The sequence below is a fragment of the Paenibacillus germinis genome (assembly GCF_013141785.1).
GTDB lineage: Bacteria > Bacillota > Bacilli > Paenibacillales > NBRC-103111 > Paenibacillus_E > Paenibacillus_E phytorum.
Genome location: NZ_WHOC01000158.1, coordinates 177,025 through 190,483, shown reverse-complemented (window position 1 = coordinate 190,483; position 13,459 = coordinate 177,025). Strand labels below are relative to the sequence as shown.

Here is a 13,459-nt window from a genome sequence, read left to right as displayed (position 1 = left end):
GAAATGAGTACGTTTAAATCATGGTTTTCAAGCGCGAAAACAGGCTTGTCCGAGCAAGTCAAAAAATTTCAAAACAAAGATTTTCTGGATGCCGTTGTAGCAGGTTGTGCGATTGTAGCGGCCGCTGATGGCAGTATTGGTAATTCAGAAAAAGAAAAGATGATTGGTTACATCAGCCGTAGCGAAGAGCTTAAAGTTTTTGATGTAAGTAATGTCATCGCTCGCTTTAACCATTTTGCTGGCAACTTTGAATTCTCAGCCATTGTAGGCAAGCAAGAGGCGCTTAAAGTTATTTCCAAGTTCAACAATAAGCCTGAAGTTGGACGAATCATCATTGCGGTATGCTGCGCAATTGGTGCTGCAGACGGAGATTTTGATGATCAAGAGAAGAAGGTTGTCAAAGATATTTGTAACGCGCTGAACCTCAATCCTAGCGAATTTAGTCTTTGATCGTCGATTTACAAAACATTTAATCGGAAAAATGAAACGTGTTCGAACTTCATCCGTATCAAATGAAAGAGTGTACGAATACAGGATATGAAGGGAGGTGACCTCGTTGACAATTAGTTTGGTCAAAGGTCAAAAAATTGATTTAACAAAAGGTAATGCGGGTCTTTCCAAAGTTGTAGTTGGACTAGGTTGGGATCCTGCAGTTGTGGAGAAGAAAGGTTTCTTCGGATCCAAAAAAACAGCTGTTGAAATTGATTGCGACGCTTCCGTCATCTTATTAGATGAGAATGGAAAATTGACTAAAGAGAAGAATGTTGTTTTCTTCGCTAACTTGCAAAGCCCTGATGGTTCAGTGGTTCACTCCGGTGATAACCGCACAGGGGAAGGCGATGGCGATGATGAGCAAGTATCTGTTAATTTAGGACAAGTTCCTGCGGATGTTAGTAAGATCGTTTTCGTTGTTAATATTTACGACTGCGTGAATAGAAAACAAGATTTTGGTCTCGTTCAATCCGCCTATATCCGGTTAGTGAATGATTCGAATAACCAAGAATTGATTAAGTTTAATCTAACCGATGATTATTCAGGTAAAACATCCCTGATTGTTGGTGAACTTTATCGTCATAGCGGCGAATGGAAATTCAACGCGATTGGTGAAGGCAGCACGGATACAACGGTTGGACAATTGGTTAAACGTTATCAATAATAGCAACACCAAATCCCCTATAAAGCGAGGTCATATTCAATGGCAATTTCACTATCCAAAGGTCAAAAAGTAGATTTAACTAAAACAAACCCAGGTCTAACTAAAGTTGTTGTTGGTCTAGGTTGGGACACGAACAAATATGATGGCGGTAAAGATTTCGATCTAGACGCTTCCATTTTCGCTGTTAATGCTTCTGGTAAAGTAGGATCTGAATCTGATTTCATCTTCTACAACAACCCGAAGAATGCCAACGGTTCAATCGTACATAATGGCGACAACCGTACAGGTGCTGGCGATGGTGACGATGAGCAAGTAAGCGTTGATCTAAGTGCAGTTCCAGCTGAAACAGAGAAAATTGCTTTCTGCATCACAATTCATGATGCTGAAGCAAGAGCGCAAAACTTTGGACAAGTTTCCAATGCTTACGTTCGTATTCTTAACGAAGGTTCAGGCGCAGAATTGATCCGTTTTGATCTTGGAGAAGATTTCTCCATTGAAACAGGCGTAGTTATCGGTGAATTGTACCGTAACTCTGGCGAATGGAAATTCAGCGCAATCGGTAGCGGCTACAAAGACGGTCTTGCAGGATTAGCTCGCGATTACGGCTTGCAAACTTCCTAAGATTTTACTTATAATGCTAGTTTTCTTGCGAAAACTCTAAGGAGATGCAGCAATGACAATCAGCTTGTCAAAAGGTCAAAGAATTGACTTAACGAAGACGAACCCTGGCCTAAGTAAGGCGATTATCGGATTAGGTTGGGATACGAACAAATATAGTGGTGGGCATTCATTCGATTTGGATGCGTCAGCCTTTCTTCTTCATGCTGAAGGTAAAGCTAAAGGGCTTGAGGACTTCATTTTTTACAACAACTTAGTTGGTGTCAATGGTTGTGTTGAGCATACCGGCGATAATCGTACAGGTGATGGCGATGGGGATGACGAGCAAATCAAAGTTGATTTCTCCAAAATCCCTGCGCATATTCACCGAGTAGGAATAGCTGTTACGATTCATGATGGATCGAATCGCAACCAAAATTTCGGACAAGTATCGAATGCGTTCGTTCGCCTTGTTGATGAGGTAACGAATCGGGAGATTTTACGTTATGACTTGGGCGAGGACTTTTCTGTAGAAACTGCCGTTGTCATTTGTGAATTGTACCGAGATAGCCAAGGTCAAGAATGGAAGTTCCAAGCTGTGGGAAGTGGTTTTCAAGGTGGTCTCCAAGCCCTTTGTAAAAACTATGGACTTGATGCTCAGTAAATTCAGAAACAGGTGGGGTGGTGCGCGTAAGGCATCACCCTTCAATTATTAGTACGGAAGGGACAGCCCTTATGCATATATCTCTTGTTAAAGGCCAAAAGACGGATGTTACAAAAACAAATCCGGGACTCTCACAGATTGGTATTGGACTCGGATGGAACTCTCCTACGAACATAGATCTGGATACTTCAGCATTCTTGTTAGGCGCTAATGGGAAGGTAGATAATGACGAACAGTTGGTATTCTACAACAATCCTACAAAAAGCGGTGTGAATTTCATCGATCAACCCTCTCAAGGGACCGATAAGAAGCAATTTTCTATTCAATTTTCTAACGTTCCAGCTAATGTTGAGAAAGTTGCTATTACACTAACCATCCATGAGGGTGAGAAGCTAAAGCAGCAATTCAGCCAAGTGACACAAGCTTATTTACGGATTTTTCATCCTAGCACAGGGCAAGATATGTTGCGATATGAATTAGGAAATCAATTCTCCGTTGAGACAGCTATTGTTGTAGGGGAACTATATAGATACGGCACAGAATGGAAATTCAGTGCGATTGGATCTGGCTTTTCCGGTGGGCTGAAAGCGCTGTGCGGAAATTTCGGAATTGAGGTTAAGGATGAACCTACACCTAACCCTGTACCTAATCCGACACCGACGCCTCCCCCAGTTCCAACTCCGGCGCAAGCGAGTAAACCTCCTCTTATCCCTCCAGCTCCAATTAATCTGAATAAGATTGAATTGAAGAAAAAGGGCGATCGCATTAGTCTTGCGAAGAAGACAACAGGTAATCTCGGGGAAATTGTCATTAATTTAAACTGGAATCAGAAGAAGAAACCTGGTGGATTTTTCGGTAAAAGTAAAGGGATCGATCTGGATCTAGCTTGTTTATATGAATTAAAGAACGGTGAGAAGGGCGTTATTCAAGCGCTTGGCAACCGATTCGGTTCACTCCACAGAGAGCCGTATATTGCACTAGACGGTGATGACCGTACTGGCTCGGTAACAACAGGAGAGAACATTCGAATTAATGGAAATAAGCTCTCTGAATTTGAACGCATTCTAATTTTCACCTTCATTTACGAAGGTGCAACCACGTGGTCTGAAGCAGATGGCGTAGTGTCCATCAAACAGGATGGCGGACCCGACATCGAAGTGAAATTGAACGAACACGATAATCGTCAGGGCATGTGTGCCATTGCGTTAATTCGTAACCAAAACAATGAAACTTTTAGCATTGAGCGGCTTGTTCAATATTTCTCCGGACATAAGGCGCTAGATGAAGCCTTTGGATGGGGAATGAGATGGGTTGCAGGAAATAAGTAAATAATTAGCGAAATATACAGGAGGGTCAAGGCATGTCAGATTTTTTTCAAAGTTTTATCAACAACTTCCTTAACTTTTTCGACTGGGAAGTGCTTTCAACAACACTTTCTGATCCAGTTAACTGGGGAATTATCGGGACATTAGTTATCTTAGAGGGTCTTTTATCCGCTGATAACGCATTGGTACTGGCAGTAATGGTAAAGCATTTACCGAAGGAGCAGCAGAAAAAAGCTTTATTCTACGGACTCCTAGGTGCCTACATTTTCAGGTTCATAGCTATTGGAGTAGGTACGTTCCTTGTTCAAATTACTTGGATTAAAGTGCTCGGCGGCGCCTATCTCCTTTGGATTGCCATCAGTAATCTTTTCTTCAAGAAGAAGGAAGAGGAAGGGGAGGTTCAGAATAAAGGACTTTCCTTCTGGCGTACTGTTCTTGCTGTAGAAGTCATGGATATTGCTTTTAGTGTCGATAGCGTACTGGCTGCCTTTGGTGTAAGTGACCAGGTTTGGGTATTGTTCCTTGGAGGCATCATAGGTGTACTTATGATGAGAGGCGTGGCGCAAATCTTCTTAAAGCTCATTGACAAGATTCCAGAGTTGGAGAAAGCTGCCTTCATCCTTATTATCATTATTGGTCTTAAGATGATTGCAGGCGCATTCGGTGTCCATATTTCACATGTTCTTTTCTTCTCAACGCTTATAGTCATATTTGGAGGCACGATTGTTCTTAGCTTGCTTCGCAAAAAGGACAAGCAGAAATCAGCTAGCTAATAATACCGTCTATACAATGACAATCCCTCCTTTACGGGGGGATTGTTTCTTAAACGAAAGAGGGAGGAATCGGGATTGAGATATTTTAATTATTTAACAGCGGATGAAGAGAAAGCTCTATTTTATTTACCTCCGACTTCCTTCCATAATCATTCGCGCAAAGAAATCCTAGCTTATTCCATTGGTGCTGCACTTTATATGCCTGCTACACGTCACACGTTTGCGGAAGATATCGCTTTTGGTAAAATTGAAGGTCTTGTTTCTGTTATTCTTGATTTGGAAGATGCCGTTGGTGAAAATGAGGTTCATGCCGCAGAAGAATCCTTGGTGAATCAAATGAATAAGCTAGCCACCTTCATGGAGGTCGGAATTCTTCATACGGATAATCTTCCGCTTTTATTCGTACGAGTAAGAAGTGTGAATCAGTTAAATTACTTGATCGAAAGATTAGAAGAGAACGTAGCCCTTTTAACGGGATTTGTATTCCCGAAATTTACTGCAGACAATGGAGCGGCTTATTTTGAAATACTAGAAAATTATAATGATGAGAAACCGTCTTCTGCCCCCATGCTTTATGGTCTGCCAATTCTAGAGTCTGGCCCTGTGATTTATAAGGAAAGCCGTACCCATACACTTCAAACAATTAAAGAGATTCTAGAGAAGTATAAGAACTTGGTCCTCAATGTAAGAATTGGCGCTACGGATTTCTCGAGCCTATTTGGTTTGAGACGCAGCCCAGACATGACCATTTATGACATAACGCCAATTCGAGATTGTGTAGCTGACATTATTAATATATTTGGGCGTGTTGACGCCTCTTACGTTATTTCCGGGCCTGTATGGGAATATTTCCCTCAAAAGGGATTGGTTCGCGAAGTGATTATGGATAAAGAGAACGGCATGATTGGCAAGACGATTATTCATCCTACTCATATTAAACCCGTTCAATCGCTATACGCGGTGACTCATGAAGAGTATACGGATGCAACAAGCATTATTACGAACAATAATGGCGATCATGGCGTTATTAAGAGCGCATATGCCAATAAAATGAATGAAATCAAACCTCATTTAAGCTGGGCTAGACGTATTCTCTTACGATCACAAATTTATGGGGTGCTGCATGAACAACAAGAATATGACGGATTATTGCTCAAGCATAATCGAGCATACGTATAAGATCGCAGGTGATTTAGAGCTTCAAGTGACATTGACCTCTAATCCCTTTGAGATTCCCCTCGACTCTCTGTTCGCCATGGCGGCAAGAATCAATAAGAAACGATCGTTTCTGTTTGTTAGCAAAGTGCTGGGGAAACATATCCCTGTGAATCCGTATTCCTCCTTATTAAGCGGAGCTTCACTGGCATTACTCTTGCAACAAGCTTTAAAAGGTACTATGCCGCAGCAGTTAATCCCTCAAGCCATTCAGGGCATTATTGATCCTTCTCAGGCCGAGGCGGCCTATAAAGAAATTATGTCCTATCGTTTAAGCTTGCCGCAATCTGTTGCTTTTATAGGGTTTGCTGAAACTGCCACAGCTATTGGACATGCCGTTTATGAAACCTTTGGTCAGGGTGGCAGCTATATTCATACCACGCGTGAAGTGATCGAAGGATCGGCATCCATCATTAATTTCAGTGAGGAGCATTCCCATGCGGTAGCACATTATTGTTACGCGAATGATCCTGAGATGCTTACACATCCTGAGATTGTAGTCCTTGTTGATGATGAAATTACGACAGGTAAGACCTCTTTAAACATTATTCGAGATATGCAGGGGAAATTTCCGAAGAAAACCTACTACATCCTTGCTCTGCTTGATTGGAGAACCCCAGAGGATCAGCAGCAGTTTCTGAAGCTAGAGCTGGAGCTAGGTATCTCCATCCACGTGCTTTCCTTAGTCAAAGGTGAGGTAAAAGTAACGGGTTCATCTGAAAGTTTAACCCCCCAAGTGCCTGTCCTTCCTATTCCAAATCAAATGGGACCCATTCACTTCACGTATATAGATCATCTATTCGCTCATGCTCCTTACGTGAGCCAACATCCTTATTTACAGCATAGTGGAAGATTTGGTCTTACGCCGGATGAAAGCGAACAATCCGATCATTCAATATCTCAAGCCGCCAAGCAGTTGAAACTTACTCGTATAGGTAAGAAGACGTTGTGCATAGGCACAGGTGAGTTTATGTATATCCCCATGCGAATAGCCGCTGAAATGGGAGAAGGTGTGTCTTACCAATCGACGACGAGGAGTCCAATTCATACCATTGATACAGAGGATTACGCAGTCAAGGTAGGCTATCCGTACTCATCTCCGGAGGATCCCGACGTAACTCATTTCTTATACAATGTTCCAGTAGGAGAGTATGACGATCTCTATTTATTTATGGAACGAGAAGCAGATCCAGCTTCGATGCAGCCATTGCTTCAAATTCTTCAAACGCGAGGGCTGAAACAGATTCATATTGTCATTTTCTCTCCTCAAACGGTTGAATGGAAGGAGAATGAAACATGGAAGATTGGCGAGTTAGACCAATAGAGGAGCCAATGCATTTGGGCAGCTATCCAGCTTCCGATGTGACATTCCTGCTAAAGGATTTGAGCGAGGTTAAGCTGGAAAAGTCGATGGATGCGAGAGAACTAGCTATTCAATCGGGTACTCATTATTCAGAAATGCTACCGCAAGAGCATCTACCAACGTCTGATTATTTAAAATTGTACCGAGAGACGCTGCAGATGTCAGCCAAGAAAGTAGCATTAGCAGTCGGTACTACGGCAGAGCTTATTCGAAATAAAAAAGGACCGAATACGGTGCTGGTCTCTCTTGCGAGAGCGGGCACGCCGGTCGGTATTCTAATAAGACGTTACCTGCAAGAGATGTATCAGTTGGACTTGCCTCACTACAGCATCTCGATTATTCGGGGTAAAGGGATTGACGAGAACGCTTTGTTTTATATCCTGCAAAAGCATCCAGACGCGAATCTACAATTCGTCGACGGGTGGACCGGCAAGGGAGCAATCCGTAAAGTACTTATAGAGGCATGCAGTAAGCTGGAAAGAGATTACGGGATCAAGCTGAACGATGATCTTGCTGTGCTCGCTGATCCTGGTCATTGCACGGATATGTTTGGAACGAGAGAGGATTTCTTGATTCCGAGTGCATGTTTGAATGCTGTGGTATCCGGTTTAATGAGTCGAACGGTGCTGCGCGAGGATCTCATTGGGCAGAATGACTTTCATGGTTCCAAATACTATAAAGAGTGGTTGGACCAGGATCTCTCCAATCATTTTATTGCGGAGATTGTGCCCTTTTTTGATGAGGTAGTGAAAGAGGCACAGCAAAGTGCCAGGGAACTACTCCAGCATCCTCCAGCGATTTCATGGAAGGGATTGCGAGATATCCAAGCGATTCAGAACGAGTATCAGATTGCGGATATCAACTTGATTAAACCCGGTGTTGGAGAAACGACCCGCGTACTGCTCCGTAGAGTGCCGTGGCGGATATTAGTAGACCGATTAGATAATCCGAATATACGTCATATCCTCCTTTTAGCTGAAGCTAGGGAAGTACCTATAGAAGTGTACCCAGGTCTCACTTATTCCTGTTGTGGTATTATAAAATCCGTGAAAGGAGATGCCGAATGATATTTGCAAGCGATTTAGATCAAACGTTAATCTATTCACAGCCTTTAGAGCGTGCTGAAGAATTAGGCAATCGGATTATTACAGCAGAGCTTATTGACGGTAAAGTGAGATCGTATATGTCCTCAAGTTCCTACCAGCTGCTTCAAAAGTTGATGACTGAGCTCATTTTCATCCCGGTTACGACACGAACCATGCAGCAGTACAATCGTATACATTTAATTAGTCAAATGTTGAAGCCCACCTATGCAATTACGAGCAACGGCGGGAATATTCTGATAGATGGACATCCGGACCTAGAATGGCAAGCCTCTATAGTTGCTCGCGTTAGTGAATCAAGTGAGCATGTGCAGGATGTCAGGAAATTGCTAGATCGTGTCCTTAATCAGGAGTGGGTCATCAGTTCTAGCTATTGCGACGAGCTATTTTTTTCTCATATCATTGACCGGGCAAAGATGCCGCTAGAGGAAGTTACTCAGATGAGTGAAGAACTTCAGCGCATGGGCTGGAGCACTTCCATTCAAGGAAGAAAGGTCTATGTCGTTCCCCAAGTTGTTAATAAAAGAGATGCTGTTCAGCATCTAAAACAATTAACAGAGGAGCGCCAAGTTATAGCATCTGGTGATTCCTTATTGGATCAGATCTTGATTGATTTTGCTGATTTCTCTATAGTCCCTAGGCACGGAGAATTATTTCGACAAGAGCAGCTTCAATCGACGGGGAACTATTCATTTACCGAGGAATCCGGGATTTTCGCTACGGACGAAATACTTAAGTATGTTGAATCCGTAAACATAGAGCAAACGAATCTATTTGTCATAAAGGAGTCCTCATGAAAAAAGTATGGTTTAACCGTTGGTTTTCAGTAGCCTATCATTATATGAATAGCATTCGCAATAATGAAGATGGCGTCCAATTCAAAATGTATGCTACTCACCCAGACCGTACCCACATGGCTCTACAGGCGGCTGATTACGCGGATACCGAACCTGTTTTAGGTGATGATGATTATGTGGAGTTTGCCCTAGATTTCTGCAAAAAGCATGGCATTGATGTATTCATTCCCAGATTACATATGTACGCAATTGCGAAGCATATTGATTTGTTCGAAAAGGTAGGAACGAAAGTAACAGTTTGTCGTGACCTTGAGCTATTAGAGAACTTGCTTGAGAAACAAAAGTTTTATGAAGCCATTAGGGAAACGAACATTATTTCAATCCCTGACTATCATGTGGTGAATACGGCAGATGAATTTATTACAGCCTATGAGGCGCTCGTAAGCGCAGGTCACCAGGTTTGTATGAAGCCAACGAATGCCGAGGGCGGTATGGGCTTCAGGATCATCAGCAATGGGCGGGATACATTAAGTGACCTGTTCGGCACAGTTACACCATATCTCTCTACGGAACAGGTATACAAGACCTTATCATCCGTAGACCGTTTCGAGGACCTGATGGTGATGGAATTATTAAATGGCTTTGAGTACAGCATTGATTGCTTAGCATCGGCTTCTGGGGAATTACTTGCCGCTGTGCCGCGTCGTAAAGCTGACGGACGGCTAAGGCTGCTTGAGGAAGTGCCTGAGCTGACCGAAATTGCACATCAGGTTGCTGCCACCTACAAGATTCCGTTTAATTACAACATTCAAGTGAAGTACAATCAGGGTGTGCCTAAATTACTTGAGATTAATCCGAGGATGTCTGGCGGGTTGCATGTGACTTGTCTATCAGGTATTAATTTCCCTTATTTAGCAGTGAAATCCATTTTGGGTGGACATGTGGACAACCAAAAGCCTAATTATGGCATTCTGGCCAGTCATATTGAGAAATACGTTATTATGGATTTAGGCGAATAAAAGGAACCGTGCATCATATCTTTGAATATAGATGAACAAATCTGTCAAAGAAGGTGCACAGGATGATAATAAGCGGGATTATACTTTCTGGAATAATCATTGTGCTCATTGTCGTAGCAAGCGCTGAAAAAGCAGAATATGTGTCTAAATTCATTGAAAAATAGTCATCTATGAAACCTGAAAAGGTTTCTTTTTTTTGTTATGATTTGGTAGAATATAAGAATAGATTTGTGATGCTGGGGAGGGGGCTGTACGTTGCTGGATTTTACATTTGAGATTGTTGACGAGTCGACTATTAATACCAGAATTTTGTATGCTAACGAATGGTTCACTTTCAATATATATGAGAAAGATCATGTTTGGACACTTCATCCCTTTGATGGTATGTTAATACGGAATAAAGATATGTGTCAGCTTGTGATTAATGAGCTGCTCAAAAATAAATATTTTCATGTCATGTGCGCGAAAGAGAATATCCTATTGTCAGAGTTGCGGACGACAGTAGATTTAAGTAATAGAACGAGCATGTCTACACCTAGACCAACTCCTTCACCTAGAGAAGAACAACTGGATGAAGAGCTTCCCGACGATATGAAGTCATTTATGGATTATCATACCTTGGATGAAATAATAGACATGGAGAAACAAATTATTCATAAACGAATGACTTTTTACAAACAAATGTTAGAGGCCATGTTCATGCAAGGGGCAGGACCGGCGGACGAGGAGTTTATTCAGATTCAATCCATTTATGTGATGTGGAAAGGATTGTATGAGAAATTGAATGGGTTAAGCGATCAAGATTTGTCTGGTGGGAAGAAGAGATGGTAGTATAAAGGGAGACTTAAATACCAAAGAGTACAAATTCAAAAAGCCGTAAGGCTTATTTTTTTGCCTATCACTTGATTACAAAGGAGTACCAGATGAGCATTCCCAAAATTGAAACACCAAAAATCCCCAAAGAAATACCAGCCATTACACTGCCGAACGAGGAAATGCAGCCGGAAGATAGCTTTCATACGGGTCTTATAAGTGATTGTATCATTGATAATCAGTCCGCATATAAAGTCGCTTTTGATAAAGTGATATTTCGTAATATCACCTTCACACGGATATCGATGAAAGACATAGAGCTGACAGATGTTATTTTCGAGAAATGCGATCTATCCAACGTTGATTTTGGTGAAGCTACGATCCATCGGACTGAATTTAGAAACTGCAAAATCATGGGCATTGACCTGACAGAAGCAACCGTACGAAACGTCTTATTTCATACATGCTTGGCCGACTATGCAACCTTTCGTATGGCTAACTTCAAGCAGATTGTTTTTCAGGAGTGTTCGCTTTTAAATGCTGATTTCTACGAATCCGCGCTGCAAAAAGTGTATTTTGATAACTGTCAACTGGACCGGGCACAATTCACGGGTGTGAAGCTTGCAGGAATTGATATCAGCAGCTGTGAATTTACAAGTTTAGGTGTGAGTATAGAGGATTTACGCGGCTGCATCATTTCGAGGGGACAAGCCTCTGTTTTTGCAAGTCTTTTCGGACTTATATTGAAGGAATAAGGGGAAAATAATAAAGGAAATTGCTCCGGCAGCCTAGTATATCCGTGAAATGAGGAGTTAACCTTGAAATTCGGCTTTGATATCGATGATACACTTATTAATTTAAGAGAACATGCCTTTCATATTTATAACCATAAGCTTAAGCAAAATATTGGCTTGGACGCGTTCCACGCCTTAACGACGATGGAAATTCACAGTGCCTTCGGTTTGACGAAAGAAGAAGGAGGTAAGCTGTGGTCAAGCCTCCGTGATGACATTTATTATTCTCAGTGTCCTTCTTTTCCCTATGCCGTAGATATCTTGCAGGAATTAGTACATCAAGGTCATGAGGTCTACTATATTACGGCAAGGGCCAAAGAGCATACAGACCGAACGGAAAAATGGTTAATAGCCAACGGTTTCCCGGTGGTTGAGGGACATTTTTATTGTGGGATGAGTGATTCCGAGAAAGTACATATTATTGAAAAACTGAACTTGGATTATTATTTTGATGATAAACCGGCCGTTCTGGAAACCTTGTCTCACCTCCCATTGAACTTATATGTGAAAGATAGATCGTATAATCAGCACTTGGACCTGCCTCGAATTGTATCTTGGGATGAACTCCGAGAAATTATAAAATGAAACAAAGCTGAATTCCTAAATGTTAAGGGGTTCAGCTTTTTTTACTCCTTTAACAAGATTTACAATAAATACAAGTGTAGATAATCATCCAATGACATTCTTACTTTAATGTCAGTCTATATGGGTTAACTTTCCATAAGAGTAGAGGAGATGAACTGATGTTAAAGAAAAATGCTATGATGGTCGTCCTAGTGGCCGTAGTAGGAACAAGTTTACTTGCTGGTCTAGGCGGAGCACCCAAGCCTGCCGCAGCTGCGAGCAACATGGTACCGAATTATGAAGTGAAGCTTCTCCTTAATCCAAGTGCGGTTCTTGGATCAGACTTTAAACTTACAAGCAGCGTAAAGAGTGCATTTGGCATGCCTGATAGCGTGACCAAAATGAACGTCCAGTTCCTGGACACGAACGCCAAGGACATTTATAACAATGTGTGGAGTCCAAGGATTCGTAAGACAGAGGGAGAAAACGACTTCGAACTTACCTACAAAAAGCGCTATGCAGTTATTGGCAACGATATTAATGGTGCCTTAACACTCGCAAACCAACAAGGCTTTGATTCCAGCGATACAGGCTACGAGGCGCAAGTCGAGTGGGGATATCAGAAAAAGACACTAAGTATCACACGTCCAAAGACAGGTACTAAATCAGGCTATAGCGGTATGGATCTCCCAAACCAGACCGATTCCCGCAGTCTTCTGATTAACAATGCACCTGATAAATTTAATAATTGGCTCTACAGTGGTTGGGGGACTAGCAAGCTTTCCTCTTCCCGTGTCTACGGTCCGGTTCTAGCTAAACGTTCAATCGGAACATGGAACGGCCAACAGCTTTATATCGAAGTGTGGCCTATTCTTAACGCAGTTGGTACGGGAACTGAATACGTTGTTGAAGCTTCATTTAAAACAAATAGTGAATCGACAGCATCCAGTAAGCATGATGAACTAATTACCTATCTGCAAAGTAAAGGATGGTTCCTCGCACAAGATTCACTGAAAACACAGCTAATCATGGATCGGTATTAAAAAGCCAAGAACCAAGAACCAAGAACCAAGAACCAGGAAACCAAGTATCCAACCCCCAACCCTCATACCATAAATCCAAACTTGACCACCTTTCAACAAAGGTGGTTTTTCGCTTCCAGTCCACTATGCTCACTATCCCCTTAACTCAGAATGAAAGCAAACATGAATGTAGGAATGTATGCATGTAAGTAAGTAAGTAAGTAAGTAAGTAAGTAAGAAGTATGTATGTATGT

Annotated in this window: 15 protein-coding genes; all 15 read left to right on the top strand. The window is 42.0% G+C overall.

Annotation, left to right across the window (positions count from 1 at the left end; genetic code table 11):
- Positions 1 to 3 precede the first annotated feature (3 nt).
- The 15 genes from GC102_RS30470 (at position 4) to GC102_RS30400 (ending at position 13,226) form a co-directional block, all read left to right on the top strand.
- The gene (locus GC102_RS30470) at positions 4 to 450 is read left to right on the top strand and encodes a tellurite resistance TerB family protein (protein WP_171692823.1); all 447 of its coding nucleotides are present in this window, start codon (positions 4 to 6) and stop codon (positions 448 to 450) included.
- A gap of 106 nt (positions 451 to 556) precedes the next feature.
- Positions 557 to 1,156 (top strand): TerD family protein, encoded by a 600-nt coding sequence (locus tag GC102_RS30465; protein ID WP_171692822.1) that lies wholly within the window; start codon positions 557 to 559, stop codon positions 1,154 to 1,156.
- A 39-nt stretch (positions 1,157 to 1,195) separates the two neighbouring features.
- Positions 1,196 to 1,777, top strand: coding sequence for a TerD family protein (locus GC102_RS30460; protein ID WP_171692821.1), 582 nt, complete (start codon positions 1,196 to 1,198; stop codon positions 1,775 to 1,777).
- Positions 1,778 to 1,829: 52 nt separating this feature from the next.
- A complete protein-coding gene (locus GC102_RS30455; protein WP_171692820.1) occupies positions 1,830 to 2,417 on the top strand; it encodes a TerD family protein in 588 nt (195 codons plus the stop codon).
- Between the two features lie 71 nt (positions 2,418 to 2,488).
- Complete coding sequence (locus tag GC102_RS30450) at positions 2,489 to 3,745, top strand: TerD family protein (protein ID WP_171692819.1); 1,257 nt, start codon at positions 2,489 to 2,491, stop codon at positions 3,743 to 3,745.
- 32 nt (positions 3,746 to 3,777) lie between these two features.
- Positions 3,778 to 4,515 (top strand): MeeY/MeeF family manganese export membrane protein, encoded by a 738-nt coding sequence (locus tag GC102_RS30445; RefSeq protein ID WP_171692818.1) that lies wholly within the window; start codon positions 3,778 to 3,780, stop codon positions 4,513 to 4,515.
- Between the two features lie 75 nt (positions 4,516 to 4,590).
- Positions 4,591 to 5,694 carry an HpcH/HpaI aldolase/citrate lyase family protein gene (locus GC102_RS30440; protein WP_171692817.1) on the top strand — a complete coding sequence of 368 codons (1,104 nt, stop codon included), beginning with the start codon at positions 4,591 to 4,593 and terminating at the stop codon, positions 5,692 to 5,694.
- Complete coding sequence (locus tag GC102_RS30435; RefSeq protein WP_246321200.1) at positions 5,639 to 7,054, top strand: phosphoribosyltransferase family protein; 1,416 nt, start codon at positions 5,639 to 5,641, stop codon at positions 7,052 to 7,054. Before GC102_RS30440 ends, GC102_RS30435 begins: the two co-directional genes overlap by 56 nt.
- Complete coding sequence (locus tag GC102_RS30430) at positions 7,027 to 8,160, top strand: cysteine protease StiP family protein (RefSeq protein ID WP_171692816.1); 1,134 nt, start codon at positions 7,027 to 7,029, stop codon at positions 8,158 to 8,160. Before GC102_RS30435 ends, GC102_RS30430 begins: the two co-directional genes overlap by 28 nt.
- Positions 8,157 to 8,993, top strand: a complete 837-nt coding sequence (locus tag GC102_RS30425) for an HAD family hydrolase (RefSeq protein ID WP_171692815.1) — start codon at positions 8,157 to 8,159, stop codon at positions 8,991 to 8,993. Before GC102_RS30430 ends, GC102_RS30425 begins: the two co-directional genes overlap by 4 nt.
- Positions 8,990 to 10,012: an ATP-grasp domain-containing protein gene (locus GC102_RS30420; RefSeq protein ID WP_171692814.1), complete on the top strand. Its 1,023-nt coding sequence runs from the start codon at positions 8,990 to 8,992 to the stop codon at positions 10,010 to 10,012. Before GC102_RS30425 ends, GC102_RS30420 begins: the two co-directional genes overlap by 4 nt.
- 255 nt (positions 10,013 to 10,267) lie before the next feature.
- A complete protein-coding gene (locus GC102_RS30415; protein WP_171692813.1) occupies positions 10,268 to 10,843 on the top strand; it encodes a hypothetical protein in 576 nt (191 codons plus the stop codon).
- Between the two features lie 92 nt (positions 10,844 to 10,935).
- Positions 10,936 to 11,580, top strand: a complete 645-nt coding sequence (locus GC102_RS30410; protein ID WP_171692812.1) for a pentapeptide repeat-containing protein — start codon at positions 10,936 to 10,938, stop codon at positions 11,578 to 11,580.
- Positions 11,581 to 11,643: 63 nt separating this feature from the next.
- Positions 11,644 to 12,204 (top strand): 5' nucleotidase, NT5C type, encoded by a 561-nt coding sequence (locus tag GC102_RS30405; protein ID WP_171640915.1) that lies wholly within the window; start codon positions 11,644 to 11,646, stop codon positions 12,202 to 12,204.
- A gap of 158 nt (positions 12,205 to 12,362) precedes the next feature.
- Positions 12,363 to 13,226 carry a hypothetical protein gene (locus tag GC102_RS30400; protein WP_171692811.1) on the top strand — a complete coding sequence of 288 codons (864 nt, stop codon included), beginning with the start codon at positions 12,363 to 12,365 and terminating at the stop codon, positions 13,224 to 13,226.
- The last annotated feature ends 233 nt before the right edge of the window (positions 13,227 to 13,459 follow it).

What these genes read in the sequence shown, in the direction of transcription:
- GC102_RS30470 (WP_171692823.1), top strand. Translation starts at nt 4, where the DNA reads ATGAGTACGTTTAAATCATGGTTTTCAAGCGCGAAAACAGGCTTGTCC.
- GC102_RS30435 (WP_246321200.1), top strand. Translation starts at nt 5,639, where the DNA reads ATGAACAACAAGAATATGACGGATTATTGCTCAAGCATAATCGAGCAT.
- GC102_RS30460 (WP_171692821.1), top strand. Translation starts at nt 1,196, where the DNA reads ATGGCAATTTCACTATCCAAAGGTCAAAAAGTAGATTTAACTAAAACA.
- GC102_RS30430 (WP_171692816.1), top strand. Translation starts at nt 7,027, where the DNA reads ATGGAAGATTGGCGAGTTAGACCAATAGAGGAGCCAATGCATTTGGGC.
- GC102_RS30450 (WP_171692819.1), top strand. Translation starts at nt 2,489, where the DNA reads ATGCATATATCTCTTGTTAAAGGCCAAAAGACGGATGTTACAAAAACA.
- GC102_RS30410 (WP_171692812.1), top strand. Translation starts at nt 10,936, where the DNA reads ATGAGCATTCCCAAAATTGAAACACCAAAAATCCCCAAAGAAATACCA.
- GC102_RS30420 (WP_171692814.1), top strand. Translation starts at nt 8,990, where the DNA reads ATGAAAAAAGTATGGTTTAACCGTTGGTTTTCAGTAGCCTATCATTAT.
- GC102_RS30455 (WP_171692820.1), top strand. Translation starts at nt 1,830, where the DNA reads ATGACAATCAGCTTGTCAAAAGGTCAAAGAATTGACTTAACGAAGACG.
- GC102_RS30445 (WP_171692818.1), top strand. Translation starts at nt 3,778, where the DNA reads ATGTCAGATTTTTTTCAAAGTTTTATCAACAACTTCCTTAACTTTTTC.
- GC102_RS30425 (WP_171692815.1), top strand. Translation starts at nt 8,157, where the DNA reads ATGATATTTGCAAGCGATTTAGATCAAACGTTAATCTATTCACAGCCT.
- GC102_RS30400 (WP_171692811.1), top strand. Translation starts at nt 12,363, where the DNA reads ATGTTAAAGAAAAATGCTATGATGGTCGTCCTAGTGGCCGTAGTAGGA.